Below are 25819 nucleotides of genomic sequence, written 5' to 3'. Positions count from 1 at the left end.
AGTACCTGAAGGGGTAAGGAAGATGAACTCTCCGGCACAAGACCGTTCCCGAGACCGTTCCCGAGCCCTCCGCGCGCGACTGGGCGGCCTCGGATTCGGCGGCGACTACAACCCCGAACAGTGGGACAAGGCCACCCGCGCCGAAGACCTGCGCCTGATGAACGAGGCAGGCGTCAACCTCGTCAACCTCGCCATCTTCGCCTGGGCCCGCGTCGAACCCGCCCGCGACGCCTACGACTTCGGCTTCTTCGACACCGTCATGGACGACTTGGCCACCCACGGCATCACCGCCGATCTGGCCACCATGACCGCGTCGCCACCCCCATGGCTCGCCGTCGGGCATCCCGAGATCCTGCCGGTCACCGCCTCCGGCGGCATCCTGTCCCCAGGGGGCCGCCAGCACTTCTGCCCCTCCAGCCCGGTCTTCCGCGACCGGGCCGTCCGCCTGGCCGAAGCCGTCGCCACGCACTACCGCGATCATCCGGCGCTGGGCCTGTGGCACGTCGGCAACGAGTACGGAATCCACGTCGCCGAATGCTTCTGCGACACCTCCGCCGCCGACTTCCGGCACTGGCTGACTACCAGGTACGGCGATGTCGACGCGCTCAACGACGCGTGGTCCACCGACTTCTGGTCGCAGCGCTACACCTCCTTCGACCAGATCCTGCCCCCGCGCACCGCACCCACCTACCCCAACCCCTCCCAGCAGCTCGACTTCAAGCGGTTCAGCAGCGACGCGCTGCGCACCTGCTTCACCCTCGAACGCGACGTGCTGCGCCGGATCACCCCCGATACCCCGGTGACCACGAACTTCCTCGCCGGGCACAAGGCGGTCGACGTCCATGCATGGGCACCCGAGATGGACGTCCTCGCCCTCGACAGCTACCCGGACCCCCACTGGGGGTCGGCACACATCGGCGCGGCACTGTCGTACGACCTCCTGCGCGGTGCGGCCGGGGGAACCCGTGGCTGCTGACCGAGCAGGCCCCGTCCGCCGTCAACTGGCGGGGCCGCAACGGGGGCAAGAGCCCCGGCAGGATGCGCCTGTGGAGCTGGCAGGCCGTCGCGCAGGGCGCGGACGCCGTCATGTACTTCCAATGGCGACAGTCCCGCGGCGGCGCGGAGAAGTTCCACTCCGGCATGATCCCGCACGCGGGGGCCGGGACGCGGGTGCACGCCGAGGTGCGTGAGCTGGGCCGCGAACTGGCCCTGGTGCCCGAGCTGGCCGGCACGCGCATCCGCAACGAGGTCGCGATCCTGTTCGACTGGGACAACTGGTGGGCGCTCGAACTCGACTCGCATCCCTCGGACGGCGTGCGCTGCCTCGACCGCGTCCTCGACCACTACTCACCCCTGTTCGAAGCGGGCGTCGGCATCGACCTCGTACATCCCGCCGCGGACCTCTCGCCGTACAAACTGCTCGTGCTGCCCAGCCACTACCTGCTGTCGGCCGTGAACGCCGAGCGGATACGCACCTTCGTGGCGGACGGGGGATCCCTCCTCGCCTCGTTCTTCACCGGGATCGTCGACGAGCACGACCGCGTGCACACGGGCGGCCGGCCCGACGCGCTGGACGACGTACTGGGCGTACGGGTCGAGGAGTTCTGGCCGGCCGCGGCCGATGAGGCGGTTCCGCTCCGCTCCCCGGACGCGGACGCGGACGCCCCCGCGCCCCCGCCGGCGTCGCTGTGGCGCGAGGACGTGAAGCTCACCGGCGCCCGCGCCGAACTCCTCTTCGCCGGACCCGACTGGGACGACGACCGCCCCGCGGTCACGGTGCACACCCGCGGCGGGGGAACGGCCCGCTACATCGCCACCCGCCCCGATCCCGTCACGATGCGGGCCATCACCGACCGCTCACTCGCCGACGCGGGAGTCGCCCCCTTCTGCCCGGCCTGCCCACCGGCGTCCAGGCGACGATCCGCCGCGGCGCGGATCACGACGTCCTCATCCTGCTCAACCACACCGAGGACACCCATGAGGTGACCCTGCCGGCCGACCGCCGAGACCTTCTCGACGGTCAGAGGCCCCACGTCCGCCACGTGGCCCTCGAGCCGCGGGGCGTCGCCGTCCTCGGCTCCGTGCTCACGTCCACCCCCAGCCCTCGGAGGGCACTGTGAGAAGACCCCTGCTACCGGCCGTACTCGCCGCGGCGCTCCTGCTCGGAGCGCTCGGCGCCTCCCAGGCCACCGCGTCCACGACGACCGCGCCGGCCGCGACCGCGGTGACTGCGGTGACGGCCGGCACACCGGCCGTCCTGTCCGACTCCTGGCGTGCCCCCTCAGCACCCGCGGCCGCTACGTCGTCGACGCAGAAGGCAACCGCTTCAAGCTCAAGTCCGCGAACTGGCACGGGGCTCAGGGATCGTGGAGCGGCTCCGGTGACATCAACGACCCGGCCAGCCACCACGACGGCGAGAAGGCCGACCAGATGCCGCTCGGCCTGGACCGCGCCCCGATCCCGCGGATCCTCGCCGGATTCCACGAACTCGGCATCAACAGCATCCGGCTGCCCTTCTCGAACGAGATGCTGCACGACCAGCGCCCGGTCTCCGACGCCTCGGTCGCGGCCAACCCGAACCTGCGCGGCAAGACCCCGCTCCAGGTGTTCGACGCCGTCATCGCCGCCACCACGGCCGAGGGCTTCGCGGTGATCCTCAACAACCACACCATCACCTCACGCTTCTGCTGTGGCCTGGACGGCAACGAACGCTGGAACACCAGCCAGTCCACCGCGCAGTGGGAGAACGACTGGATCAGCCTCGCCCGCCGCTACAAGGACAACAAGCGCGTCGTCGGCGCCGACCTCTACAACGAGGTCCGCCGTACCGTCACCGACGACGCCAACTGGAACTGGGGCAACGACCACGACTGGTGGGTCGCCTCCCAGCGGCTCGGCGACCGGCTCCTCACGGAGGCCAACCCCGACCTGCTGGTGATCGTCGAAGGGATCAACTGGCAAGGCATCCCCGCCGACGGGCTGCCCCACGGGCGCCCCACACTCGAACCGGTACGCACCCTCTCGCACACCCTCGTCGCCTCGAACAAGCTGGTGTACGCGGCGCACTTCTACGGCTACACCGGGCCGAACCACACCGGCGCGACCGGCATGGGTGAGACCCACGACCCGCGCTACCAGGAACTCTCCCGCGAGGACCTGTTCGCGACCCTGCAACGCCAGGCGTTCTACGTCACGGCCGAATCCGGCCGCCACTTCACCGCACCCCTGTGGATCAGCGAGTTCGGCATCGGTAGCGACGAGACCAACCCGCAGGCACGCTCCTGGTTCGGCAATCTCGTGGACTACCTGATCGCCAACGACACCGATTTCGCCTACTGGCCCCTGGTCGGATGGGCCGGACACGGCACGTGGTCGATCCTCAACTACGACGCGACGGGCCGCCGTTCAGGCATCCTGGACGGCGGGGACTGGCGCTCCACCGACTGGAACCGGCTGGTCACCTCGCCGCAGAAGAGCGGCCAGGTCGCCGTCACCGACACCTGGGACATGCTCAACCTCGACCACGCCGATGCGGTCCAGTCGGCACGCGCACGGGCGCTCGGGGACTGGGACGCGGGAGCCCGCAAGGGGGCGTGCCCCGACGGACAGCGGCTCGTCGGCCTGGCGCACCGTGACGGGCGCGGGCTGTGCACCGATTCCGGGGCCGCGGGTCTGGCGGCCACCGGCCCGGCGCCGACCGTCGTGAACGACGAACGCCACGTACAGCAGGGCGATTGGGCCGGCGGCTACACCAAGTACCAGTGCGGGCCTGGCCAGTTCGTGATCGGCTACAGCGTGCGCGGCCAGGCGGTCTCCGCGGTCCTGTGCGCCCAGGCGGGCAGGCCCCTCGGGACGAACGGCCGCACCGTCTGGTTCGACCGGGGCGACAACCGGCCGGCCGGAGGCCCGGGAGGCGAGTTCGGGTACGGCAACTACAAGGGGCAGTGCGGAACGGACGAGTACGCCGCGGGCATCGCCTTCACGGGAGCCTGGGCCAAGGGCAAGACTCCGGACGCCCTCTTGTGCCGCAAGCTGTGACGGCCGGCGCCCGGCGGCGCCGGTCCTGACCGCCGCCGGGCGCCGGTCGGGCGGACGGCTCGATCGTCCGTGCGGGGGCGTCGCCCACACGGAAAACGCTTGGACTGCGCGGGCGCGGTCGCGGGACACTGCCGTTCCGGGTCCGCCGACACCACAGGGTTGCCATGGGATCGTCCGCATCACCAGGGGTTCGGCCCAGCAAGGGCCCGGTGCTCCTCGCACTTCGCTACTACGGACGGGAGCTGGCGCGGCTTCGGTGGCTGACGGTGCCCACCATGCTGCTGCCGGCCCTGGGCAACATCGGGATCGCCTACATCGCCCCGCTGGTGGTCGCGAAGCTCGTCGGCCGCATCGCCGGCGGGGCCTCTCCCACCCTCGGCTCGATGCTCCCGTACGTCCTCGCATTCGCCGGTGTCCTGCTGCTCTCGGAGGCGCTGTGGCGCCTCGGCCTGCACTGCCTGAACCGCCTCGACGCCCTCGGCATCGAGCGCCTGTACGTGATCGGCATGGACGAGCTGTTCGCGAAGGACGCCGCGTTCTTCCACGACAACTTCGCCGGGTCGCTGACCAAACGGGTCCTGAGCTTCGCCTCCCGCTTCGAGGAGTTCGTCGACACGCTGACCTTCTCGGTCGTGGGCAAGTTCGTGCCGCTGCTGTTCGGGTCGGTGGTGCTCTGGCAGTACGAACCGCTGCTCGTCGTGGCGCTCCTGGCCATGATCGCGGTGACGGCGGTGTGCGTACTGCCCCTCATCCGTCGCCGCCAGGTGCTCGTCGGCCGGCGCGAGGAGGCGATCGCCCGCGTGTCGGGGCACGTCTCCGACAGCCTCATGAACATGGACACGGTCAGGGCGTTCGCCGCGGAGGAGCGCGAGGCCGCCGAGCACCGGTCCCGGGTGGCGCAGTCGCGGGGGCTCACCCTGCGGTCGTGGGACTACGGCAACCTGCGCATCGACACGGTCGTCGCGCCGATGTCCGTGCTGACCAACGCGCTGGGCCTGCTGCTCGCGGTCTCCATCGCCGGGGGCGGTAACGGGGTGGAGGCGGTCGTGGTCGCCTTCACGTACTACTCCAACGCCACACGGATCATGTTCGAGTTCAACCAGATCTACCGTCGTCTGGAGAGCTCGATGACGGAGGCCGCGCAGTTCACGGAGCTGCTGCTGAAGCCGCCGACCGTGCTCGACCCGGACTCGCCGGAGCCGCCGCCCACCCGGGCCGCCGACATCCGCTTCGAGCAGGTGACCTTCGCCCACGGGGGCGCGGACCCGCTCTTCGAGGGACTGGACCTGGCCGTGCCCAGCGGGGCGAAGATCGGGCTCGTGGGGCGGTCCGGCGGCGGCAAGACCACGCTCACCCGGCTGCTGCTGCGGATGACGGACATCGACGCGGGCCGGATCCTGATCGGGGGCACGGACATCAGCAGGCTGCGCCAGAGCGACCTGCGCGGCCTGATGGCCTACGTGCCGCAGGACCCGGCGATGTTCCACCGCACGCTGCGGGAGAACATCGCGTTCGCCCGGCCGGACGCCACCGAGGCCGAGATCCGCCGCGCGGCCGAGGCGGCGCACGTCACGGAGTTCGCGGACGCCCTGCCGAGCGGCCTCGACACCATGGTCGGCGAGCGCGGAGTCAAACTCTCCGGCGGACAGCGCCAGCGGGTCGCGCTCGCCAGGGCGATCCTGCGCGACGCGCCGATCCTGCTGCTCGACGAGGCGACCAGCGCCCTGGACTCCGAGAGCGAGATCCTCGTCCAGGAAGCGCTGTGGCGCCTCATGGAGGGGCGGACGGCGCTCGTGGTGGCGCACCGGCTCAGCACGGTGGCCCACATGGACCGGCTCGTCGTACTCGACCACGGACGGATCGTCGAGCAGGGTACGCACCACGAGCTGCTCGCCTCCGAAGGCGCCTACGCGAAGCTGTGGCAGCACCAGTCGGGCGGTTTCCTCGACGACCACCCCGCACGGTCCGACCTGCACTGAGCGCGAGCCCGACCGCCGCTCAGATGCCGTGGGCGGCGGTGACGGCCCCGTCGGTGATCGCGGCGGTGAGCGCGGCGTGGTCGGCGACGGTCTGGTCGGCGTAGCGGAGCGCGAAGTCGGCGACGGCGCGGTCGAAGGTGTCGGCGCGGCCCAGGTATCCGGCGATGGCGATGCGGTCTCCGGAGCGGGCGTGGGCGCGGGCCAGGGCCGTGCCGCACAGTTCGGCGTACTGGCCGAGCATGGCCGGGGTCATGGTCTCCACGAGGGCCGACCCCTTCATGTCGCGCAGCTGCCGGCCGTAGAAGTGGCGCCCGGCCGGCCCGGTCATCCAGCCGAGGAAGATGTCCGAGGCGGCCTGCAGGAGTTTCTGTCCCGCGACCACTCGCTGACCGTGGTGGTCATGGCTGTCGGCGGGGAGATGGTCCTCCAGCACCGAGCGTCCGGCCTCCTTGATCTGGAGGAAGAGCGGGTCCCGTTCGTCGCGGCCGGTCAGCAGAACGATGAAGCAGCGGGTGCCGACGCTCCCGACGCCGACGGCCTTGCGTGCCGCGTCGACCAGCCGGTAGCGGTCCAGCAGCAGGCGTCGCTCCTCGGGGAGCGTGCTGCGGTATTTCCTGAAGATCTTGCCCACGGCCTGCATCTCGGCTTCTTCGAGCGGTTCGACCAGGGGCGGATCGTGGATGATGCGCCGGCGGCCGTCCCGGGTCTCGGTCAGTTTGGCGAGCGCCTGGAGGCTGGTACGCCGCCGGGCGCGCGCGAGATTCGCCTCGACCCGGCTTCGCAGCTTGGTGTCGCGGATCAGCGGGATCACCTCGGCCGTGTCGAACCGCTCGTACCAGACGGCGAGTTCGCCCTGTTCGGCCAGCCGTCGCATGGACAGCCGGTACGCCTGGGCGGCGGCGAGGGCTGTCCGCCACGCACGGTCGTCGCCGTCCCTGGTCGCGGGCGGCCACGGCCGTGCTGGCGGCGAGCCTCTTGACGTCCCATTCGAAGGGTCCGGGCAGCGTCTCGTCGAAGTCGTTGAGGTCGAACAGCAGCGCCCGCTCCGGCGAGGCGAACAGGCCGAAGTTCAGCAGGTGTGCGTCGCCGCAGAGCTGGACGGTCAGGCCGGTGTTCGGCAGGGTGGCCAGGTCCGTGGCCATCACGGCGGCCGCGCCGCGCAGGAAGGCGAACGGGGACGCCGCCATCCGCCCGTAGCGGATCGGCAACAGCTCGACCACCCGGTCGGCTGCCTGCCGCTCCAGCACACCGACCGGATCGGGCCGGGCAGCCGCCTCGGCCCACTCACCGTGCGAGGCCCGGCCGGCCCGTCGTCGCGCCGCCTTGCCGCGTCCGGCCCGCTCGGCCGCACTGGTCATGCTCCGCTCCATTTCGCCGTCACCCTTCCCAGCCTGGGCGCACCTGGGCTGACGTGCACGTTCACCGGCCCTCCTCGACGTTGCGCCGACCGGCTGGTGTCGACCGGCTCGTGTCGACGGACTTGTGCCGACCGGCTGACACCCCCGGCGGGTCGGCAGCCGGTGCGCCGGGGAGACTGGGAGCCTTGCCCCCATGACATCCGGCGCGGGCACTCCAGCGGGGTCGGCTGCTCCAGCCAGGGCGGCATCGTCGCGGGTCGTCCTGCTGACACTCGCGTCCGGGCAGTTCCTGATGGCGCTCGACAGCTCCGTCATGAACGTGTCGATCGCGACGGTGGCCGAGGACGTGGGCACGACCGTGACCGGAATCCAGGGCGCCATCACGGCGTACACCCTGGTGATGGCGATGTTCATGATCCCCGGAGGCAAGGTCGGCGCGATCATCGGCCGCAAGCGGGCCTTCCTGATCGGCTGCGTGATCTACGGCTGCGGATCCCTGATCACCGCGCTGGCCCCGAACCTGACCGTGCTGATGCTCGGCTGGTCGTTCCTCGAGGGGGTCGGAGCCGCGCTCATCCTGCCCGCGATCGTCGCGCTGGTCGCCGGCAACTTCCCCACGGAACGCCGGCCGGCCGCCTACGGGCTGGTCGCCGCCGCGGCAGCCGTGGCGATCGCCGTCGGGCCGCTCGTCGGAGGCATCGCCACGACGTACTTCTCCTGGCGCTGGGTCTTCGCCGGTGAGGTCCTGATCGTGCTCGGCATCCTGGTGCTCTCCCGCCGCGTCGCCGACGCGCCGGTCGAGACGCGCCCGCGCATCGACCTCGTCGGCGCCGTGATCTCCGCTCTCGGGCTCGGGATCTTCGTCTACGGCGTCCTCCGCTCGAGTGAATGGGGCTGGTTCCTGCCGAAGCCCGGCGCGCCCGCCTGGCTCGGGATCTCCCTGGTCGTGTGGCTGATGCTGGCGGGTCTGTTCCTGTTGTGGCTCTTCCTGCGGTGGGAGGCCCGCCTCGTGGAGCGGCACAAGGAGCCGCTGGTGGACCCGGAGCTGCTGCGCAACCGGCAGCTCACCGGCGGCCTGACGATGTTCTTCTTCCAGTACCTCGTACAGATGGGCGTGTTCTTCGTCGTCCCGCTGTACCTGTCGGTCGCACTCGGCCTGTCCGCGGTCAAGACCGGTGTGTACATCCTGCCGCTCTCCCTGACCCTGCTGGCCGCCGCGGTCCTGATCCCGCGCTTCCTCCCGGACGCCTCACCCCGCCGGGTGGTGCGACTCGGCGTCCTCGCGCTGCTCGTGGGCGCGGTGGCACTGATGGCCGCGCTCGACACGGACGCGGGCCCGGAGATCGTCACCGTCCCGCTCCTGCTGATCGGGCTCGGTATGGGAGCGCTGGCCTCCCAGCTCGGGGCGGTCACCGTGTCCGCGGTGCCGGACGAACAGAGCTCGGAGGTCGGCGGTGTCCAGAACGCCGTCACCAACCTCGGCGCCTCGATCGGAACGGCTCTCGCCGGGTCGATCATGATCGCCGCGCTCACGGCCTCGTTCGTGACCACCGTCGAGCAGAACCAGGCCATCCCGTCCGAGGTCAAGAGCCAGGCGACCGTCAAGCTCGAGAGCGGGGTGCCCTTCATGTCGGACGCCCAGCTCCAGACCGCCCTCGACGAGGCGGGCACGAGCCCGGAGCTGGCCTCGGCCGCGCTGGACGCGAACGCCGAAGCGAGGCTCGACGGGCTGCGCGCCGCACTCGCCATCCTCGCCTTCGCCGCCCTCATCGCGTTGTTCTTCACTCAGCGGATCCCGACGACCCAGTCACGCCCGGCGAAACCCGGCGGGTGACACGGCCCGGGTGGCACGGCCCGGTTCCCCGCAGGGTGCGAGCTGCGCGTCGGTGCGATGCTGGGAGGTAGGCAAGGGGCCGGCAGCTGCCCTGTCCGGCCCGGGCCCCGTCAGTGAGGAGAAGCGACGTGCCTGGACTTCTTCGAGGAATCGCGCGCACGGCAGTGGTGGCCGGTACGGCTACGGCGGTCTCCAACCGGGTCTCGCGGCGCCAGGCCGGCCGGTGGGCCGGGCAGGAAGCTCCCGCCCCCGAGCAGAGCGCCCCGGCCGCGCCCGCCGCGGCTCCCGCGCCGCCCCCGCCGGGCGACGACATGAGCAGCCGGATCGATCAGCTCAAGGAACTCGGAGCGCTGAAGGAGCAGGGACTCCTGACCGAGGCGGAGTTCGCGGAGCAGAAGAGCAAGATCCTCAGCTCCTGACCCTGACCCTGACCCTGACCCTGACCCTGACCCTGACCCTGACCTGGTCCTGGCCGGTTCCGTGCTAGCCCTCCCCGGCTTCCTCGGCGTCGAGCGAGGCCAGCAGGGCCTGCACGGGAATCCGGCCGCTGGCCACCATTTGCGCACCACTGCGCCTCAGGGCCCGGGCGAACGGGGCTGCCCACAGGTTCTCGTACACCAGGATCGCGGCCGCGTTCCCCGGCTCCAGGGCATTGCCCGCGTCGTCGAGGTCGTCCTGGCCGAGCAGGCCGGACGAGGCTCCTTCGAAGACGGACAGACCGAGTCCGCTGCCGTCGTCCATCTGCGCGATCTCCACGGCGACGACGCTCCCGTCGAGGTCCTTCCGTACGAAGCGCATGTCGAGGATGCGGACGATGCCCCTGTCGACCAGGTCGATCAGCAACGGGAACGCCTCGCCCGTCATCCGGTTGCCCGGGAACTCGACGACCAGGAAGTCGACGGGACCCATGTCTTCGATGTCGTCACTCATGAGCACTCCTCGGGCGCGGATTCGGTGGCCTGACCGTGCGCCCGGCCGGCCGTAGCCATTGCAGCATCCGCCGTGGGGCCCCGCACCTTCACGTTCATCCGGTGAGCTGGTAGAGGCTTCTGCCGACGAGCCAGATTCCGAGGACGAGACAGGTGACCACGATCGCCGGGTCCTTGTGGCGTTCGAGCCATGCGCGCAGGTTCGTCAGGGCGCGATGGGCCTTCTCCGGTGCGAACACCATGTACAGCTCCATGCCCAGCAGGGTGGAGCTGGCCAGGAGGCAGAACCCCACGAGCGCCAGGAAGGAGGTGCTGTGGGAGAGGTCGGCCTGCACGACGGTGGCGGCCGCCGCGCCGACCATCCCCCAGGGCTGGAGGAGCACGGCGAGTGCGGCCGCCGACCATCCGGTGGCGTCGTCCGTGCGAGACGTCAGCGATGTCCCGGAACCCGAAGGGCGAGGGCGTCCGGCCCCGGAGGGATCCGGGGCCGGACGGGTACGTCGCAGGCGGCGCCTGTGCTCGCTGTACACGATCAGGCCCACACCGATCACCAGCGTGGCCACGAGTGCGGCGATGGACGGCGGGGAGCGGGGCGGGGGCGGCTCCCCGTCGGTGAGGAGCATGACGATGGCGATGACGGCCACGAGGCACGCCAGCCAGCCGAGGATGAACGACAGCCCCTTCCACACCCCGCGGGGTGCGGACACGACCAGTACGAAGGCCATGATCGGCAAGGGGAAGAGCGTGACCGCCAAGCCGATGACGAGCAGGTCAAGCACCATGACCACGCACCCCGCACCCGTGCTCGTTCCCGGCCGACGGGAAGGGCCGGGCTGTCGACGCTAGTGCTGTGACCCGGTGAACCGTCCCGGCCACAGCACTAGGTCGCGAGGACCTTGGCCTTGGCCTGCTCGTACTCGGTGGCCGAGATGTCGCCGCGGTTCTTGAGCTCGGCGAGCCGGGACAGCTCCTCGGCAGCGCTGGTGGGGCCGGCGCTCTCGCGTACGTAGGAGCGGAACGCCTGCTCGCTGTCCTGGGCCCGCTTCAGCTCGCGTTCGCCCATTCCTCGCCCGCGGGCGATCAGGTACACGAACACGCCCAGGAAGGGCACCAGGATGACGAAGATGGTCCATCCCGCCTTGCCCCAGCCGCTCATGCTGTCGTCGCGGAAGACATCGCCGATGACGCGGAAGAGCAGCATGAACCAGAGGACCCAGAGGAAGATCATCATCATGGTCCAGAACATGTTCAGCAGTGGGTAGTCCACCGCCAGATCGACCATCGCGTGGTTCATGGACGTGCTCCTGTCGGTTGGGCGGGCGCTCGGTTGCCTCTTTCGGACCTCGATGTCGCAGAACGGGGCAGGATCGACCAGGAGGCAGAGGTGGCGGCGCACCAGGTGTAAACCGGAGACGGCGCCGTTGTGATTGAGCCTCCAACGGCCGTGCCGGAACGGGTGGCAGTTCGCCTGCTGTACCGCCGGTCCGCTGCCGGGCGCCGGTAAGTCGCAAGCTCATTCTCACCTCCCTCGCCGCGCATCGCCATGCGGGTCACTCCGTGCCCCGGCTCGCGCGGGATTTTCCCGGCTGCGATGCTGGTGGGAGGACCGGTTCACCGCACTTCCGCGGGTGTTCTCTGGAGGTCTCGTGTCGCACGCCTCCTCGTACGTCCTGCGCCGACTGCCCGCCACGGCGCTCGCCTGCGGGGCATGTCTGGTCGTGCTGGTGCCGGGTCCGGCGCGGGCGTTCAGCGGTGGCAATCATGAGAAGATCACGCGCGCCGCCCTGAGCTGGGAGCCCAAGTCGTTGTCGGCGATGGCCGATTCCCGCGAGGGGGCGATCGTGGCCAACGACCAGGGCGCCTATTTCGACCTCGGCATCCTGCACTGCGACAACGCCGACTACCTCGCCCCGCGGTACGGATCCGCGTACCCGCGTACCCGTGACGAGGCGACCACCGAACTGCTCGCCTGCATCCGTGGCTCCGTCGCCCGCCTGCGGGGCGCCGTGCGCGACGCCGACGGGTTGGTCGACGCGAACGGCAGGATCATCGCAGGCCAGAGCGACTTGGACGCCCCGTGCGCGTGGAACGAGAAGCCGGAACGCGCCAAGTGCAATGTCCTGGAACAGCTCGGCCGTGGCTGGCACCCGATCGAGGACTTCTACTCCCACGGCAACTGGTCCGACAAGGCCGACGACGCCGTCCCGATCGGCACCACCAACCCGCCCGGCCTGAACCGCACCACCATCGCGCCGTTCCTCGACATCCGCCGCTACAGCTCCATGAACGACGCCGACTGGACCCGGGAAGCCGCCGGCCTGATCCCCGAGGACCTGGCCACCGGCTGCTACCCCGACTTCGATTCCACCGGTTCCAAGCCCGCCGACTGCACCGGACGCGTCAAGCACAACGGCACCCTCAACAAGGACGCCGAGGCTTCCGAACGTTCGCGGAACGGCAACTTCCAGCGGGCGTCCGAGCTCGCCGCCCAGGACATAGCCCGCCAGTGGAAGGAATTCACGGCGGAACTCGTCGAGACCTACCCCGACAACAGGCGCGGTGAGCAGATGATCTGCGCGCTCACCCACGACCACCCTGTGTCCAGCTGCCCCTGAACGGACCCCGCCGCATCGGGGCCGGCCGACCGGCGGGCCTACATCCAGAGGTCCGGGCCGGGGTCCGAGCCCTCGGCGCGCCGGGCGAGCCGGGCGACGTAGTGGTTCCAGCCCTCTCCGTGGGCGGCACGTGCCTCGGGGGAGGGGAGTCCGCTGTGGACGAGTCGGAGCAGGGTGCCGTCCGCCGTGGGTTCCAGCGTGATCTCCACAGTGGTCGATCCGGCCGGTACGGACGCGTTGCCCTGGGCCCAGCCCCAGGTGAAGACCAGCCGCTTGGGCGGGTCGATCTCGGTGAAGCGGCCTTCGGCGACGTTCTCGCCGGTGACGGTCGTCCGGTAGGCGCCGCCCCGTTCGAAGACGAACTCGCCGTCAATGCCCATCCAGGACAGCCACTTGTCCCGGTCGGTGAAGAAGGAGAACACCGTCTCCGGGCGGGCGGCGATGTGCCGCTCAACCGTGACCACGCCGTCGCCGATGCCTGCGCTCACGAGCTCGTCCCTTCGGACTGATCGGCCCGCTCGGCGGCCTCGGCCAGCTCGGCCAGGGTGTCGAGCCTGGTGGTCCACATCGACTGGAGATAGTCGGCGAGCGGCCCCATCCCGTCGCGGTCCGCTCGGTAGAAACGCTTCTTGCCGTCCTGGCGCAGCGTAACCAGGCCGGAGTCCCGCAGCACCTTGAGGTGTTGGGAGACCGCACCGAAGGTGACGTCGAACCGCGCGGCGATCTCGCCCGCCGACAGTTCGTCGTCCCAGACCAGCCGCAGAATCTCGCGCCGCCTGGGCTCGGCGACAGCCCGTACCGCATCCATGGCGGTCATTTTAGCGCCCGCTTTAACTTGCCACATCGCACAGAGTCATTTTAGTGTTGACTAAAGCGAAGGTTGGGTCACACCGGTACACACACAGACCGGTACACACACAGAGGAGCTGCAATGTCCGAGATCACCCTGCAGACCGACATCGGCGCCGACCGCGCCGTCGTCTACGAAGCGCTGAACACCCACGACGGCCTCACCGGCTGGTGGACCACCGGCGTGAACCGCGAGGGCGAGGTCCTCCTCTTCGACTTCCCGCAGATCCCCGAGACCTTCCGGCTCCGCCGGGACCGCGCGGACAAGGAGGAGGTCGTCTGGACCTCGGTCGGCGCCTTCCCGCCGCACTGGTCCGGAACCGTCATCACCTGGCGGCTGACCGACGCCCCTGACGGGTCGGGGACGCGCGTGGACTTCCGGCACGCCGGCTTCGCGGCCGGCGACCCCGACCTCCCGCACACCGCCGGCACCTGGGAGCAGCTGATGACCCACCTCAAGCAGTACGCCGAGTCGGGCACCCCTCAGCCCTTCTTCATCCTCTGAGCAGGGGCGCACGCATCATGCCGATCGACGTGACGGCCGAGCGGGTGATCCCGATCCCGCCCGGCCGCGTGGCCGCGTACGCCATGGACTGGCGCCACGACGCCGCATGGACGCAAGGCATCCGCGAGGCCGCCCTGACGCGGGAAGCGGACACCGGCGGGTTCGGGGTCGGTGCCGAGGTGACCCGTACGGCGTACTTCCTCGGCAAGCGCATCGACTACGTACTCCGCGTCATCGCGCACGAACCGCCGGAACTGATGGACATGGTGTCCGTCGCCGGCCCGATGCCGATGCACGTCACCTACGCCTTCGCCCCGCACCCGGGCGGCACGCTCGCGCGCATCCGCCTCCTGGCATCTTCGGGTAATGTTGACGGCTGCGAAGGGGAGTAGCCCCGCGAACCGGTCGTCGACACACTGGAGCCTCCGGGCTCCCGGTGGCCGGGCCTGCGCATTGCGCGGGCGGGCGAGACCTTCGGTCAGGCATTGACGTGCCCGCGCCCTGCGGGTTCGACCGTCGTGCCGGGCCGAGCGGTCCTCCGGTTGCCTGTGGCACTTCGCGAAGACCGGGGGCCCGGCTCTCACAGAAAGCCACCCGGCATGCACCTCGACCCTCTGGCGATCCTCACCGCCTTCGGTCTGATCTTCCTCGCCGAGCTGCCCGACAAGACGATGTTCGCGTCCCTGGCGATGGGCACGCGGATGCGCCCGCTCTACGTCTGGATCGGCACATCGAGCGCCTTCGTCGTGCACGTCGCGATCGCGGTCGGGGCGGGCAGCCTGATCGGGCTCCTGCCCGACTGGATCGTCAAGCTCGTCTCCGCCGCCCTCTTCGCCTTCGGGGCGTTCATGCTGCTGCGCGGAGCAGGTGCAGATGGTGACGGGGATGAGGCCGGGGGCAAGGCCGTGACCGGATTCTGGCCCGTCTACTCCACGGCGTTCATGGCTGTGTTCATCAGCGAATGGGGCGACCTCACCCAGATCACCACGGCCAACCTCGCTGCCAGCAACGGCACGTGGTCCACTGCGATCGGCTCGGCCGCAGCCCTCATGTCCGTCTCCGCCCTTGCCCTGCTGGCCGGCCGGTTCATCGCCAAGCGAGTCCCCCTCAAGACCGTCCAGCGAATCGGCGGCGTGTGCATGCTCGCGCTCGCCGTCTGGTCCCTCGTCGAGATCTTCACGGGCTGATACGCCCACGGCACGCATCGGGTGGAGCCCGCCGGCCGGACGGCGGGGCTCGTCACCCGTCGCGTGCCCCGGCGTCGAGTCAGTGCCGGCTGTTCAAGAATCCGATGGCGACCGCGCCCCACCAGGCGGCTTGCGATACCGACGCCGTCACGGCACCACGGATCATCAGCGGGCGGCTGACGGGGCCGTCGACGGCGGCCAGCCGGCGGTGCAGGGCGGATGCCTGGACACCGTTGAGTGAGAGCACCAGGACGAGGCCGAGTTTGACGCACGTCAGCGGTGAACTGAGATCGGGGTGGAGGAACGCGCCGCTGAAGAGCAGGCCGCCCAGGCCGGCCCACACGGGTACGTGCAGGGGAGCGGTGTAGTCGAGAACCTCACGGAGGGTCTTGCGGCCCATGAGCCACAGGGCGCCGTAGTAGTCGATGGCGAGTACCGCGCCGAAGCCCAGGATCAGGGAGGCGAGGTGTACGAAGAGCGCCGCGGTGTGAAGGGTGACGTCGGCGCGCAGGTGCAGGGCGATCCACGTCGTGGCCGCCCACCCGAGGCACACCGCGAGGGATGCCGCTGCGGTCCCGCACCATGAGGGGAGCTGGAGAAGTTCTCCTTCCCGTCCCGGTCTTCGGTGGATCGCGGTGGCATCGGCGGCGGACATTGCTGCTCCAGGGATCTGCTTCACGGTGCGCTCACACCTGCAAGGAGTGAGCGAAGGTAAGGCTGGCCTAAGTGTCGATGGTCGTCAAGGTGACCGTCCACACAGTGGGCAGGGCCCTGCGGGGCCATGGCTCACGGGCACGCGCGGGGCGGTTGGTGGCATGGCGGCCTACGGTCGTCGCAGCTCCGGGTCGAGTGGGTGGCCTCCGGCCAGGACCAGGCGCACCGAGCGCAGGGCCCGCAGGTCGGAGAGCGGGTCGCCGTCCACGACGAGGACGTCGGCGCGGTAGCCCGCCGCCAGCCGGCCGGTGTCGTGGGAGATGCCCAGGGCTTGCGCCGCGCCCGTCGTGGCCAGGTCGATGATCTCGGCCGGTGTCAGCCCGATGTGTTCGAAGAACTCCAGGCTGGAGACGAAGTCGTCGAAGACGGCGCGGGAGACCCCGGCATCGGTGCCGGGCAGGAGCCGTACGCCGCGCTGCGCCATCCACCGGATCCTCTCGAACATCTCCTCGGCCCGTTCCCGGCCGAATCGCTCCGCGAAGCCCCGCCAGTCGGGGCTGGCCGCCGGGCCGACTGCGATGCCCTGAGCGGCGATCGCGGCCACCAGGTCTTCCCGTACGTCGAATCCGTCGCGCCCCATCCAGGTGCAGTGCTCGATGGTGTCCACCCCGGCGGCCACGGCGGCCGCGATGCCCTCGGTGCCGTGCGCGTGCGCCGCGACCGGCAGGCCGAACCGCTTCGCCTCCTCCACGACGATCCGCAGCTCCTGCGTCGTGAACTGGGCCTGCCAGACCGGCGGGCCGCCCTTGGTGATGCCGCCGCCGGTGGCCATCACCTTGATGAGGTCCACTCCGCTCTCCGCGTTACGGCGGACCGCGGCCCGGATCGCTTCCGCCCCCTCGACCTCGCCGCCGAGGAACCAGCAGTGCCCGCCGGGCCCGGTCAGCGGCGTCCCGGCGGCGAGGATGCGCGGCCCGGGGAGCCGCCGACCCGCGATCTCGTCCCGCAGGCGAACCGCGAGCCCGCCCCGGTCACCGAGGTCGCGCACGGTGGTCACCCCCGTGGCAAGGAGCCGCCTCGCACGCTCGGCCATCCCGGGGTACAGCTCGGTGTCGGTGGCGGCCTGGAGGGTTTTCACCGGGTCGGGCCCCGCGTCGAGCGCGAGGTGGACGTGGGTGTCGATGAGCCCCGGCAGCAGGGTGCCTTCCGGAAAGGCCAGCCGGGGAACGGCCGGACCGGCCTGTGCTTCGACCGCGGCGCGAGGCCCGGCCGCGGCGATCACGCCCCTGTCGACGAACACGGCACCGTCGGCGGTCTCCCGCCCACCGGAGCCGGTCACCATCCGCCCCGCCGATAACACTGCCTGCATCATGGGCCTTCCAGGTAGGTCTGCAGTGCGTCCGACAGTACGGCCAACTTCCGGACGTCGTCTTGGAGATCACGGTCTCCGGGCAGGGCCACCGCCACGACGGTGGCCGCCATGCGGTTCCGTCCGGACATGCGGAGCCTCCGGCCGGATGCTGCAATGGCTCTGGAGGTCTGTCCGTCGCCGTGTGTCGTGGCGAGCGCCCCCGGACACGGGCTGTGGGTACGGCCCAGACCGCAACCGCTCGTGAGGAGTGGCCATGAGCGACGGCATCGGCGCCCACTCGGCGGCGAGGACTCCGGCCGTGCGAACCCGGTCCGCCACGGTCCACCCGCACCCCCTGGGAGATGAGCGACCATGCCCGGACTCCTTCGTGGCGTCGTCCGCACAGCCGGCCTGAAAGGGACGTGCACAACCGAGACAGGGCACGTCCGATGACGGCGGCGGATCCGCGCCCCGCGGGCCCTGGCGGGGGGACACAGCCCGAAGAGGCGGACCGGCTGCGTGAACTGCTGCGCAGCCCCGGCTATCTCAAGGCGCTCGTGTTCTGCGCCCTCATCGGTGTTCCGGTGTCGCTGGTGGCGTTCTGGTTCCTGGTCGCACTCCACAAGCTGGAGCACCTGATGTGGAGCGATCTGCCGGAGGCGCTGGGGTGGGACGCCCCGCCGTGGTGGTGGCCGCTGCCGCTGCTGCTCGTGGCCGGCCCGGCCGTCGGGCTCGTGGTCACCCGGCTGGCCGGCGCCGGAGGCCACATCCCCGCCGGGGGACTGCGCACGGGCGGCCTCTCGGCGAGAGCCCTGCCCGGCGTGATCCTCGCCGCCATGATCAGCCTTCCCCTCGGCGCCACGCTCGGCCCGGAGGCCCCGCTGATCGCCCTCGGCGGCGGCCTGGCCCTGCTCTTCAGGGATCTGGCACGGGTGCCTGCGACGGCCAAGAGCACGGCGCTCCTGGGCGCGGCAGGAGCCGCGGCTGCGGTCGCGGTGATCTTCGGGAGCCCGCTCATCGCGGGGGTGCTGCTCATCGAGGTGGCCGGGGTGGGCGGGCCACAGCTGTTCGCCGTCATGCTGCCCGCGCTGCTGTCGAGCGGGATCGGCTCGCTCGTGTTCACCGGCTTCGGCCGCTGGACCGGTCTCGATGCGCCCAGCCTCTCCGTGAAGGTGGGCGTGCCCGTTCCCCATCTCGATGCCGGGGACGTGCTCTGGGCGATCCCGATGGCAGTGGCCATCGGTGCCCTCCTGCATCTGATCATGCGAGGGGGCGGCTGACCGCGCGGTTCGTCGCGAAGCGCACCGTCGCCCGTACGACCCTGTGCGCCCTGGGAGCGGGCGTCTGCTCCGCCGTGTACGCGCTCACCACCGGCTTGTCGCCCGCTGACGTGTCGTCCTCCGGCCAGGAGACACTGAGCCGGATGGCCGCCGATCCGCATGCCTGGGGGGTCGGGTCCCTGATCGCGGTGGTGCTCTGCACGGGCGCCGCCTACGCCCTGTGCCTGGGCAGCCTGCGCGGCGGCCCCGTGTTCCCGTCGCTGTTCCTGGGCTGTGCGATTGGTGTGCTGCTCGCGCCCCTGCCGGGCCTGGGGGTCGTACCCGGAATGGCCGCGGGCATGGCGGCCGCGACGACCAGTGCCTTGCGGCTGCCGGTCAGCAGCATCGTGCTCGTCGTCGTGGTGCTTGGCAGCGTCGCCATGACCCCCGTGGTGATGCTGGCGGCCGTCGTGTCCTTCGTTACGACGCAGTTGCTGCCGCCCGGACCCGACGTTCCGCCCGTGGGCAAACCCGCGGAACCGCAGACCGCGGCTCCCCCTGCCGCCAAGCCGTCCGGCTCCGTCTGAGTCGCCGACGTAGTCCCCGTACGGTCGCCGAGGTGCGCCGCGGACCGCGCGTACCGAGAGTGGAAGTACCCGGCCGGAGACGGGACTGGCACGTGGCAGGTGGTACCGCACGAAGGAGGCCGTATGGCGCGTCACCAGCCGGAAGCCCCCGGCGCGAACGTGCCCGCGGCCGTGGTGCTCGTGACCGGCGTGGCGGGGTCGGGGAAGTCCACCGTGGCACGGCTGCTGGCCGGCCGGCTCGGCTGGGCGTACCAGGACGCCGACGACTTCCACACTCCGGCGAACCGGGCCAGGATGGCGGCCGGCGAGTCCCTGACCGATGAGGACCGACGCCCGTGGCTGGCAGCCGTCGCGGCATGGATCGGCCGGCGGATCGCAGCGCGGGAACCCGCTGTCGTCGCCTGCTCCGCGCTCAAACGCGCCTACCGGGACCAACTGGCCGGGGGACGGCCTGAAGTACGTCTGGTCCATCTGCACGGTTCACGGCAACTCATCCGGTCCCGGCTGCAGTCCAGGCACGGCCACTTCTTCCCCGCACAACTGCTGGACAGCCAGTTCGCCGACCTCCAGGAGCCGGAGCCCGACGAGCACGCCTGCGTGGTGGACATCGACCAGCCCCCGGAGGCCGTTGTCGCAGCCGTCGTCGCCCAGCTCTGCGCCGTACCGACCGAGGAGCCGCACATGCCCCCCACAGCATCAGGAGAACAGTGGCGGCTGCGCCACGGTGAACAGGCGGCGGTGGTGGTCGAGTTGGGCGGCGCCCTGCGCCACTACGAGGTGGGCGGGCGGCCGCTCCTCGACGGGTTCGCCGCCGACGAGCCGATCACCGGCGGACGGGGTCAGCTTCTCGTGCCCTGGCCCAACCGGGTGAAGGGCGGGCGGTACGGCTTCGGCGGAGAGGACCGGCAACTCCCGCTGACCGAACCGGAGAACGACAACGCCATCCACGGGCTCCTGAGGTGGGTGCCGTGGCGGCTGCTCGCCCGCAGCGAGGACGCGGTCACGGTGGGCACCGTCCTCTACCCGCAGCCTGGATACCCGTACCGGCTGGAGGTCGCCGCCGAGTACCGGCTCGGCCGGGAGGGGCTCGAGACCACCGTCACCACCACCAACGCGGGGGACACGGCCGCGCCTTACGGCGTGGGCCAGCACCCCTATCTGACCGTGGGCACCGACCTGGTGGACACCGCGCTGCTGACCGTGCCGGCCCGCCAGCGGCTCGTCACCGACGAACACGGCCTGCCGACCGGTGAGGAGCCCGTCGACGGCACGCCGTACGACTTCCGCACCGCCCGGCCCATCGGCGAGCAGCGCCTGGACACCGCGTACACGGAGCTCGACCGCGACCCAGCGGGCCGCTGCGCGGTACGGCTGGCGCATCCTTCGGGGCTCCGTGGCATCGACGTACGGCTCATCGAGGGCGTCCGGTACGTGCAGGTCTACACCGGGGACACGCTGCCGGAGCCCGGGCGGCGCCGGCGGGGCGTGGCCATCGAGCCGATGTCCTGCCCGGCCGACGCGTTGCGCAGCGGCACGGCGCTCACCGTCCTGGAACCGGGCGGCAGCCACGTCTTCCGGTGGTGCCTGGCCCCGTGGGGGTCCTGGTGACCCCGGACACCGGGCCCTCGACGCCGCCGCCGCAGCAGCCCATGACTGCTGACGCCTTCCGCGCGCTGTACGAGGAGCTGCGCGAGAGGAGCCCGCGCGCCCCCGACGACCGGCGCGGTGCGCTCTGCCACTTGACGCCCGAGCGCGTGGTGGCCGCCGCCGCCGAGGTCCGCTCCGGACTCACGGTGTCCCTGGCCGCGCCCATCGAGACCTTGCCCGGCCCGGACAACCCCGACCCCGCACACCACCGGATGATCGCCCCCGCTGCCGGTGAGACCGGTGCCGCCGGGCTGCACTTCGCCCGCGACCGGTTCGCGATGAACGTGCACGGGGACGCGGACAGCCATCTCGACGCGCTGTGCCACGTGCTGTTCGACGGGGAGCTCTACAACGGCGTGCCGGCGAGCAGCGTGACGCCCGAGGGCGCCCGTGAGCTCTCCGTCGAGGCCGTCAGCGACGGCATCGTCGGCCGTGGCGTGCTCCTGGACGTTCCACGGCTGCGGGGCGTGCCCTGGCTGGAGCCAGGGGATCACGTGACCGCCGATGACCTGACCGCGGCGGAAGCCGCCCAAGGGGTCCGGGTCCGGCCGGGGGACCTGCTGTTCGTACGGGTGGGGCATCGCCTGCGGCGCCGGGAGAGCGGGGCGTGGGACGCGGCGCGGGCCCGGGCCGGCCTTCATCCCACGGCCGTGCGGTTCCTGGCCGAGCGGCAGGTCTCCGTCCTGGGCGCGGACGGCAACCACGACACCGCCCCCAGCGCGGTGGCCGGGATCGGCTTTCCCGTGCACGTGCTGGCCATGCACGCCATGGGACTGCAGCTGATGGACTACCTGCAGTTCGAGGACTTGACCGAGGCGTGCGCACGCGCGGGCCGGTGGTCCTTCCTGTGCGTGGTCGCGCCGCTCCGGCTCCCCTCGGCCACCGGCTCGCCCGTGAACCCGATCGCGGTTCTGTGACGGCAGCGCGGGAGCGCCGTCCGGTCGCCGCTCGGGGAGAGGAGGGATACGTTCGAAGAGGTGGGGTGGCTGCCGTGTCCCGGCAGCGCGCAGAGAGAGGGCCCGGTGACAGGCGGGGCCCACGAGCGCAAGGACGGTGGTCGCCGTGGGCGACTCCCCGCACTACGACGTCGTCATCATCGGTTCAGGCGCCGGCGGCGGTACGCTCGCCCACCGGCTCGCCCCGTCCGGCAAACGGGTCCTCATCCTCGAACGCGGTGACTACCTCCCCCGTGAGCGGGACAACTGGGACTCCACCGCCGTGTTCGTGAAGGGCAAGTACCGTGCCCCGGAGTTCTGGCTGGACAAGCACGGCGACGAATTCCCGCCCGAGGTCAACTACTACGTCGGGGGAAACACCAAGTTCTACGGCGCCGCCCTCTTCCGGCTGCGGCCCGAGGACTTCGGGGAACTCCGCCACCACGACGGGCTGTCGCCGGCCTGGCCGATCCGGTACGAGGACCTGGAGCCCTACTACACCGAGGCCGAGCACCTCTACCTGGTCCACGGACGCCACGGAGAGGACCCGTGGGAAGGGTCGTACAGCGCCCAGTACGCCTACCCGCCGGTCGAACACGAGCCACGGATCCAGCAGCTCAGCGACGACCTGGAGAAGCGGGGCCTGCACCCGTTCCACCTGCCCATCGGCGTCAACCTGAGCCAGGACCGGAACGGGCGGGCGACCGAATCCAGCGTCTGCATCCGCTGCGACCGCGTGGACGGCTTCCCCTGCCTGGTGCGCGGCAAGTCGGACGCCCAGGTGATCTGCGTGGATCCGGCCCTGCGGCACCCGAACGTCGAGATGATCACCAATGCGCGGGTGGTGCGGCTGGAGACCGATCCGACCGGACGCAGTGTCAGCAGCGTCGTCACCCGGAGCGAGGACGGGCTCGAGGCCTCCTACACCGCGGACATCGTGGTCGTCGCCTGCGGGGCGGTCAACTCGGCGGTTCTCCTCCTGGCCTCGGCCAACGACCGCCACCCCCAGGGCCTGGCCAACAGCTCCGACGTGGTCGGCCGAAACTACATGCGCCACAACAACCTTGCCCTGATGGCCATTTCGAAGGAACCCAACGACACCAGGTTCCAGAAGACCCTGGCCCTGCACGACTGGTACCTCGGTGCCGACGACTGGGACTACCCGCTGGGCGGCATTCAGATGCTCGGCAAGTCGGACTCCGACCAGATCCACGGTGAGGCGCCCCGCTGGGCGGGCGCCGTGACCCCCGACATGCCCTTCGAAGTCATGGCCCACCACGCGGTCGACTTCTGGCTGTGCGGCGAGGACCTTCCGCTCCCCGACAACCGGGTCACCGTCGACGCGGACGGCACCATCCGTCTCGTGCTCGACGAGAAGAACAACATGGCGGGGCTGAAACGCCTGCGGCACAAGCTCCAGGGCATGCTCGGTCATCTGGGGATGCACGAGCACCACCTCCTGTCGCGCAGCATCTACCTCCACAAGGGCATGCCGATCGGCGCCACGGCGCACCAGGCCGGCACCGTCCGGTTCGGCGACGACCCGGCCACGTCCGCGCTGGACGTGAACTGCAAGGCCCACGAGCTCGACAACCTGTACGTGGTCGACACGAGCTTCTTCCCGAGCATCGGCGCGGTCAATCCGTCCCTCACGGCGATCGCGAACGCCCTGCGGGTGGGCGACCACCTGCTGGAACGGCTGGGCTGACCCCGCAGCTTCCTCCGACCGGGGGTGATGCTCGGCCGCGTGGCCCAAGAGCACCCCTCTCGGGCCGCCGATCTCCGAAGAGGGTGATTCGGTGGCTTTCGGACCCTGTCGGGCCGCGGTCCGGCGGACCGGATCGGGCAGTCGAGGAGGCAGTCGATCGTGAGTTCCACCGAGGGTGCATCGCGGGCAGTGATCCCCGCCCACCTGCTCAAGGGCCAGAAAGCACTGGTCACCGGCGCCAACAGCGGAATCGGCAAGGCAACGGCCATCGGCCTGGGCCGGGCCGGCGCCGACGTGGTCGTTAACTACGTGGCCGGCAAGGAAGAGGCCGAGAAGGTGGTCGCGGAGATCGCCTCGTTCGGCGTGCGCGCTGCCGCGTACGAGGCGGACGTGTCCCAGGAGGACCAGGTCGTGGCCATGATGGACCGGATGGTCCAGGAGTTCGGCACGATCGACATCCTGGTCGCCAACGCCGGACTGCAGCGCGACGCCCCCTTCGAGGAGATGACGCTCGCCCAGTGGCAGAAGGTGCTCGACGTCAACCTCACGGGCCAGTTCCTCTGCGCTCGCGAAGCGACGAAGGAGTTCCTGCGCCGCGGCGTCGTCCCCGAGGTCTCCCGGGCCGCCGGAAAGATCATCTGCATGAGCTCCGTCCACCAGATCATCCCCTGGGCGGGGCACGTGAACTACGCCTCCTCCAAGGGGGCGTGCAGATGATGATGGCGACCCTGGCCCAGGAACTCGCGCCCAAGAAGATCCGCGTGAACGCCATCGCTCCCGGAGCCATCAAGACACCGATCAACCGGGACGCGTGGGAGACGGAACAGGCGCGGACGGATCTGCTCCGGCTGATCCCGTACGAGCGCATCGGCGAGCCCGAGGACATCGCCTACGCCGCGGTGGCCCTCGCCTCCGACCTCATGGACTACGTGGTGGGCACCACGCTCTACGTGGACGGCGGGATGACCCTCTTCCCCGGCTTCGCCACCGGCGGCTGACCCCCGTCCGGCCAGTCATCCCGAGCGGCAAAGGAACGTATGCACACCACGGTCCAACTGCTGGCGGCAGACGCCCCCGCCCAGATGCTCCCGGCCAGGGAGCTCATGGCGTTCACCCTCGCCTCCCACATCATCCTGGTGCCGATGGGAGTGGCACTGCCGTTCATCACCCTCGTCATGCACTACCGCGGCCTGCGCCGGAACGACGCCACGGCCCTGCTGCTGGCCCGGCGCTGGTCGGCCGTGATGGCCGTGCAGTTCGCGATCGGCGTCGTCACCGGCACCGTGCTGTCGTTCGAATTCGGCCTGCTCTGGCCGGGACTGATGGGCAAGTGGGGCGATGTCTTCGGCATCGGGTTCGGCGTCGAGGCCTGGGCGTTCTTCCTCGAAGCGGTGCTCATCGCCATCTACCTGTACGGCTGGCGCAGGCTGAAGCCACGCACCCACTTCCTGCTCGGGCTGCCGCTGCCGGCCACCGCGCTGCTCGGGGCCTTCGGCATCCTGGCCGCCAACTCGTGGATGAACACCCCACAGGGGTTCACACTCGACTCCGAGGGCAACCCGGTCGACGTGGACGTCTGGAAAGCCATCTTCACCCCGATGTTCGGGCCCGAGTACTGGCACTTCGTGGTGGCGATGCTGGTGACGGCGGGCTACGTCGTGGCAGGCGTCTACGCCGTCGGATGGCTGCGCGGCCGCCGGGACCGCTACCACCGGCTCGGCTTCGCGGTCCCCTTCACCATCGCCGCGGTGGCCACTCCGGTGCAGTTCATGCTGGGGGACTCGATCGCCCGGCAGGTGTTCCAGAAGCAGCCCGTGAAATTCGCGGCGATGGAGATCGTCTGGGAGACCGACACCCACGTTCCGGAGTACCTCTACGGCCGGCTCCATCCGGACGGCACCGTCTCCGGCGGCATCAAGATCCCCCAGCTCGACTCCATCCTGGCCGGGTTCAGCCCGGACACCACGGTGACCGGGCTGGCCTCCGTGCCGGCGAGCGACCGGCCGAACGCCACTCAGGCCACGATCGCCCACTGGGCCTTCGACACCATGGTCGGAATCGGCTCCCTGCTCCTGCTCCTCGCCCTCGTGTACGGCCTGGTCTGGCTGCGCCGTCGCCGGCTGCCCGACTCCAAGTGGTTCTACCGCGGCGCCGCCTGCGCCGGCGTCGGCTCCGTCATCGCGGTCGAATGCGGCTGGATCACGACCGAGGTGGGGCGCCAGCCCTGGATCGTCTACCAGAACATGCGCGTCGCCGAGGCAGTGACATCCACCCGCTCCACCACCCTGTGGATCATGTTCGGCCTGGTGATCGTGGTGTACGTGTTCATCTTCGGTGCGTTCCTCACCGTCCTGCTGAAGATGCGCGACCGCTGGCGCCTGGCG

General features: G+C 70.6%; 23 protein-coding genes and 4 pseudogenes. 18 read left to right on the top strand and 9 right to left on the bottom strand.

What is annotated here, in order from left to right:
- Nucleotides 1-22: 22 nt before the first annotated feature.
- The 5 genes and pseudogenes from JIW86_RS08515 to JIW86_RS08495 all read left to right on the top strand — a co-directional run.
- Nucleotides 23-1149 (top strand): annotated as a pseudogene (locus tag JIW86_RS08515) (beta-galactosidase); the annotation flags it as partial.
- Nucleotides 1141-1986, top strand: coding sequence for a beta-galactosidase (locus JIW86_RS08510; protein WP_416237669.1), 846 nt, complete (start codon nt 1141-1143; stop codon nt 1984-1986). The pseudogene JIW86_RS08515 and the gene JIW86_RS08510, both read left to right, overlap by 9 nt.
- On the top strand, nt 1887-2120 hold the full coding sequence (locus tag JIW86_RS08505; protein WP_257559256.1) for a Beta-galactosidase C-terminal domain: 234 nt from the start codon (nt 1887-1889) through the stop codon (nt 2118-2120). Before JIW86_RS08510 ends, JIW86_RS08505 begins: the two co-directional genes overlap by 100 nt.
- Before the next feature lie 310 nt (nt 2121-2430).
- Nucleotides 2431-4038 (top strand): glycoside hydrolase family 5 protein, encoded by a 1608-nt coding sequence (locus JIW86_RS08500; RefSeq protein ID WP_416237539.1) that lies wholly within the window; start codon nt 2431-2433, stop codon nt 4036-4038.
- A gap of 164 nt (nt 4039-4202) precedes the next feature.
- Entirely contained in the window at nt 4203-6017 is a 1815-nt protein-coding gene (locus JIW86_RS08495; RefSeq protein WP_257553221.1) for an ABC transporter ATP-binding protein, read from the top strand.
- Nucleotides 6018-6036: 19 nt separating this feature from the next.
- Here the strand turns inward: JIW86_RS08495 and JIW86_RS08490 are convergent.
- Nucleotides 6037-7375: pseudogene (locus tag JIW86_RS08490) on the bottom strand (DUF2252 domain-containing protein).
- 193 nt (nt 7376-7568) lie between these two features.
- Between JIW86_RS08490 and JIW86_RS08485 the strand changes: the two are divergent.
- Together JIW86_RS08485 and JIW86_RS08480 are read left to right on the top strand one after the other, a co-directional pair.
- On the top strand, nt 7569-9209 hold the full coding sequence (locus JIW86_RS08485) for an MFS transporter (RefSeq protein ID WP_257553219.1): 1641 nt from the start codon (nt 7569-7571) through the stop codon (nt 9207-9209).
- A gap of 128 nt (nt 9210-9337) precedes the next feature.
- Nucleotides 9338-9628, top strand: coding sequence for an SHOCT domain-containing protein (locus JIW86_RS08480; protein WP_257553218.1), 291 nt, complete (start codon nt 9338-9340; stop codon nt 9626-9628).
- Between the two features lie 64 nt (nt 9629-9692).
- On the opposite strand, the gene JIW86_RS08475 is transcribed toward JIW86_RS08480, so the two are convergent.
- From JIW86_RS08475 to JIW86_RS08465, 3 genes are all read right to left on the bottom strand, one after another.
- The gene (locus JIW86_RS08475; protein ID WP_257553217.1) at nt 9693-10139 is read right to left on the bottom strand and encodes a DUF6325 family protein; all 447 of its coding nucleotides are present in this window, start codon (nt 10137-10139) and stop codon (nt 9693-9695) included.
- 94 nt (nt 10140-10233) lie between these two features.
- Complete coding sequence (locus JIW86_RS08470; protein WP_257553216.1) at nt 10234-10920, bottom strand: GAP family protein; 687 nt, start codon at nt 10918-10920, stop codon at nt 10234-10236.
- A 98-nt stretch (nt 10921-11018) separates the two neighbouring features.
- The gene (locus JIW86_RS08465) at nt 11019-11432 is read right to left on the bottom strand and encodes an SHOCT domain-containing protein (RefSeq protein WP_257553215.1); all 414 of its coding nucleotides are present in this window, start codon (nt 11430-11432) and stop codon (nt 11019-11021) included.
- Nucleotides 11433-11784: 352 nt separating this feature from the next.
- Here JIW86_RS08465 and JIW86_RS08460 point away from each other — a divergent pair, with 352 nt between their 5' ends.
- Entirely contained in the window at nt 11785-12753 is a 969-nt protein-coding gene (locus JIW86_RS08460) for a hypothetical protein (RefSeq protein WP_257553214.1), read from the top strand.
- A gap of 38 nt (nt 12754-12791) precedes the next feature.
- On the opposite strand, the gene JIW86_RS08455 is transcribed toward JIW86_RS08460, so the two are convergent.
- Nucleotides 12792-13241, bottom strand: a complete 450-nt coding sequence (locus tag JIW86_RS08455) for an SRPBCC family protein (RefSeq protein ID WP_257553213.1) — start codon at nt 13239-13241, stop codon at nt 12792-12794.
- Nucleotides 13238-13561: an ArsR/SmtB family transcription factor gene (locus JIW86_RS08450; protein ID WP_257553212.1), complete on the bottom strand. Its 324-nt coding sequence runs from the start codon at nt 13559-13561 to the stop codon at nt 13238-13240. The genes JIW86_RS08455 and JIW86_RS08450 overlap by 4 nt, the downstream gene beginning before the upstream one ends.
- Before the next feature lie 123 nt (nt 13562-13684).
- On the opposite strand from JIW86_RS08450, the gene JIW86_RS08445 reads away from it, so the two are divergent.
- From JIW86_RS08445 to JIW86_RS08435, 3 genes are all read left to right on the top strand, one after another.
- A complete protein-coding gene (locus JIW86_RS08445) occupies nt 13685-14107 on the top strand; it encodes an SRPBCC family protein (protein ID WP_257553211.1) in 423 nt (140 codons plus the stop codon).
- Nucleotides 14108-14124: 17 nt separating this feature from the next.
- Nucleotides 14125-14499, top strand: coding sequence for an SRPBCC family protein (locus JIW86_RS08440; protein WP_257553210.1), 375 nt, complete (start codon nt 14125-14127; stop codon nt 14497-14499).
- A 207-nt stretch (nt 14500-14706) separates the two neighbouring features.
- The gene (locus JIW86_RS08435; protein WP_257553209.1) at nt 14707-15294 is read left to right on the top strand and encodes a TMEM165/GDT1 family protein; all 588 of its coding nucleotides are present in this window, start codon (nt 14707-14709) and stop codon (nt 15292-15294) included.
- Between the two features lie 79 nt (nt 15295-15373).
- Here the strand turns inward: JIW86_RS08435 and JIW86_RS08430 are convergent, their stop codons facing one another.
- The 3 genes from JIW86_RS08430 to JIW86_RS08420 all read right to left on the bottom strand — a co-directional run bounded on the left by JIW86_RS08430 (nt 15374) and on the right by JIW86_RS08420 (nt 17448).
- On the bottom strand, nt 15374-15949 hold the full coding sequence (locus tag JIW86_RS08430; protein ID WP_257553208.1) for a hypothetical protein: 576 nt from the start codon (nt 15947-15949) through the stop codon (nt 15374-15376).
- A 168-nt stretch (nt 15950-16117) separates the two neighbouring features.
- On the bottom strand, nt 16118-17317 hold the full coding sequence (locus JIW86_RS08425) for a metal-dependent hydrolase family protein (RefSeq protein WP_257559255.1): 1200 nt from the start codon (nt 17315-17317) through the stop codon (nt 16118-16120).
- Nucleotides 17317-17448 carry a hypothetical protein gene (locus tag JIW86_RS08420; RefSeq protein WP_257553206.1) on the bottom strand — a complete coding sequence of 44 codons (132 nt, stop codon included), beginning with the start codon at nt 17446-17448 and terminating at the stop codon, nt 17317-17319. The genes JIW86_RS08425 and JIW86_RS08420 overlap by 1 nt, the downstream gene beginning before the upstream one ends.
- 300 nt (nt 17449-17748) lie before the next feature.
- Here JIW86_RS08420 and JIW86_RS08415 point away from each other — a divergent pair, with 300 nt between their 5' ends.
- The 7 genes and pseudogenes from JIW86_RS08415 to JIW86_RS08385 form a co-directional block, all read left to right on the top strand.
- Nucleotides 17749-18579, top strand: coding sequence for a chloride channel protein (locus tag JIW86_RS08415; RefSeq protein ID WP_257553205.1), 831 nt, complete (start codon nt 17749-17751; stop codon nt 18577-18579).
- Nucleotides 18513-19145 carry a chloride channel protein gene (locus JIW86_RS08410; protein ID WP_322975611.1) on the top strand — a complete coding sequence of 211 codons (633 nt, stop codon included), beginning with the start codon at nt 18513-18515 and terminating at the stop codon, nt 19143-19145. Before JIW86_RS08415 ends, JIW86_RS08410 begins: the two co-directional genes overlap by 67 nt.
- A 123-nt stretch (nt 19146-19268) precedes the next feature.
- The gene (locus JIW86_RS08405; protein ID WP_257553203.1) at nt 19269-20753 is read left to right on the top strand and encodes a gluconokinase, GntK/IdnK-type; all 1485 of its coding nucleotides are present in this window, start codon (nt 19269-19271) and stop codon (nt 20751-20753) included.
- Between the two features lie 41 nt (nt 20754-20794).
- Nucleotides 20795-21709, top strand: a complete 915-nt coding sequence (locus tag JIW86_RS08400) for a cyclase family protein (protein ID WP_257559254.1) — start codon at nt 20795-20797, stop codon at nt 21707-21709.
- A gap of 145 nt (nt 21710-21854) precedes the next feature.
- Nucleotides 21855-23435, top strand: coding sequence for a GMC oxidoreductase (locus JIW86_RS08395; RefSeq protein ID WP_257553202.1), 1581 nt, complete (start codon nt 21855-21857; stop codon nt 23433-23435).
- 204 nt (nt 23436-23639) lie between these two features.
- Nucleotides 23640-24433 (top strand): annotated as a pseudogene (locus tag JIW86_RS08390) (SDR family oxidoreductase).
- 39 nt (nt 24434-24472) lie between these two features.
- Nucleotides 24473-25738 (top strand): annotated as a pseudogene (locus tag JIW86_RS08385) (cytochrome ubiquinol oxidase subunit I); the annotation flags it as partial.
- Between the last annotated feature and the right edge of the window lie 81 nt (nt 25739-25819).

The organism is Streptomyces sp. NBC_00162, from assembly GCF_024611995.1.
Taxonomy (GTDB): domain Bacteria; phylum Actinomycetota; class Actinomycetes; order Streptomycetales; family Streptomycetaceae; genus Streptomyces.
Note: the sequence above shows the minus strand (reverse complement) of the source record. Positions and strands in the feature narration are given on the sequence as shown.

Excerpts from the sequence above, each read along its gene's own strand:
- JIW86_RS08430 (WP_257553208.1), bottom strand. The coding sequence starts at position 15,949 with ATGTCCGCCGCCGATGCCACCGCGATCCACCGAAGACCGGGACGGGAA.
- JIW86_RS08475 (WP_257553217.1), bottom strand. The coding sequence starts at position 10,139 with ATGAGTGACGACATCGAAGACATGGGTCCCGTCGACTTCCTGGTCGTC.
- JIW86_RS08450 (WP_257553212.1), bottom strand. The coding sequence starts at position 13,561 with ATGGATGCGGTACGGGCTGTCGCCGAGCCCAGGCGGCGCGAGATTCTG.
- JIW86_RS08400 (WP_257559254.1), top strand. The coding sequence starts at position 20,795 with ATGACTGCTGACGCCTTCCGCGCGCTGTACGAGGAGCTGCGCGAGAGG.
- JIW86_RS08500 (WP_416237539.1), top strand. The coding sequence starts at position 2,431 with ATGCCGCTCGGCCTGGACCGCGCCCCGATCCCGCGGATCCTCGCCGGA.
- JIW86_RS08440 (WP_257553210.1), top strand. The coding sequence starts at position 14,125 with ATGCCGATCGACGTGACGGCCGAGCGGGTGATCCCGATCCCGCCCGGC.
- JIW86_RS08415 (WP_257553205.1), top strand. The coding sequence starts at position 17,749 with ATGACGGCGGCGGATCCGCGCCCCGCGGGCCCTGGCGGGGGGACACAG.
- JIW86_RS08405 (WP_257553203.1), top strand. The coding sequence starts at position 19,269 with ATGGCGCGTCACCAGCCGGAAGCCCCCGGCGCGAACGTGCCCGCGGCC.
- JIW86_RS08435 (WP_257553209.1), top strand. The coding sequence starts at position 14,707 with ATGCACCTCGACCCTCTGGCGATCCTCACCGCCTTCGGTCTGATCTTC.
- JIW86_RS08445 (WP_257553211.1), top strand. The coding sequence starts at position 13,685 with ATGTCCGAGATCACCCTGCAGACCGACATCGGCGCCGACCGCGCCGTC.
- JIW86_RS08470 (WP_257553216.1), bottom strand. The coding sequence starts at position 10,920 with ATGGTGCTTGACCTGCTCGTCATCGGCTTGGCGGTCACGCTCTTCCCC.
- JIW86_RS08510 (WP_416237669.1), top strand. The coding sequence starts at position 1,141 with ATGATCCCGCACGCGGGGGCCGGGACGCGGGTGCACGCCGAGGTGCGT.
- JIW86_RS08425 (WP_257559255.1), bottom strand. The coding sequence starts at position 17,317 with ATGCAGGCAGTGTTATCGGCGGGGCGGATGGTGACCGGCTCCGGTGGG.
- JIW86_RS08465 (WP_257553215.1), bottom strand. The coding sequence starts at position 11,432 with ATGAACCACGCGATGGTCGATCTGGCGGTGGACTACCCACTGCTGAAC.
- JIW86_RS08485 (WP_257553219.1), top strand. The coding sequence starts at position 7,569 with ATGACATCCGGCGCGGGCACTCCAGCGGGGTCGGCTGCTCCAGCCAGG.
- JIW86_RS08420 (WP_257553206.1), bottom strand. The coding sequence starts at position 17,448 with ATGTCCGGACGGAACCGCATGGCGGCCACCGTCGTGGCGGTGGCCCTG.
- JIW86_RS08495 (WP_257553221.1), top strand. The coding sequence starts at position 4,203 with ATGGGATCGTCCGCATCACCAGGGGTTCGGCCCAGCAAGGGCCCGGTG.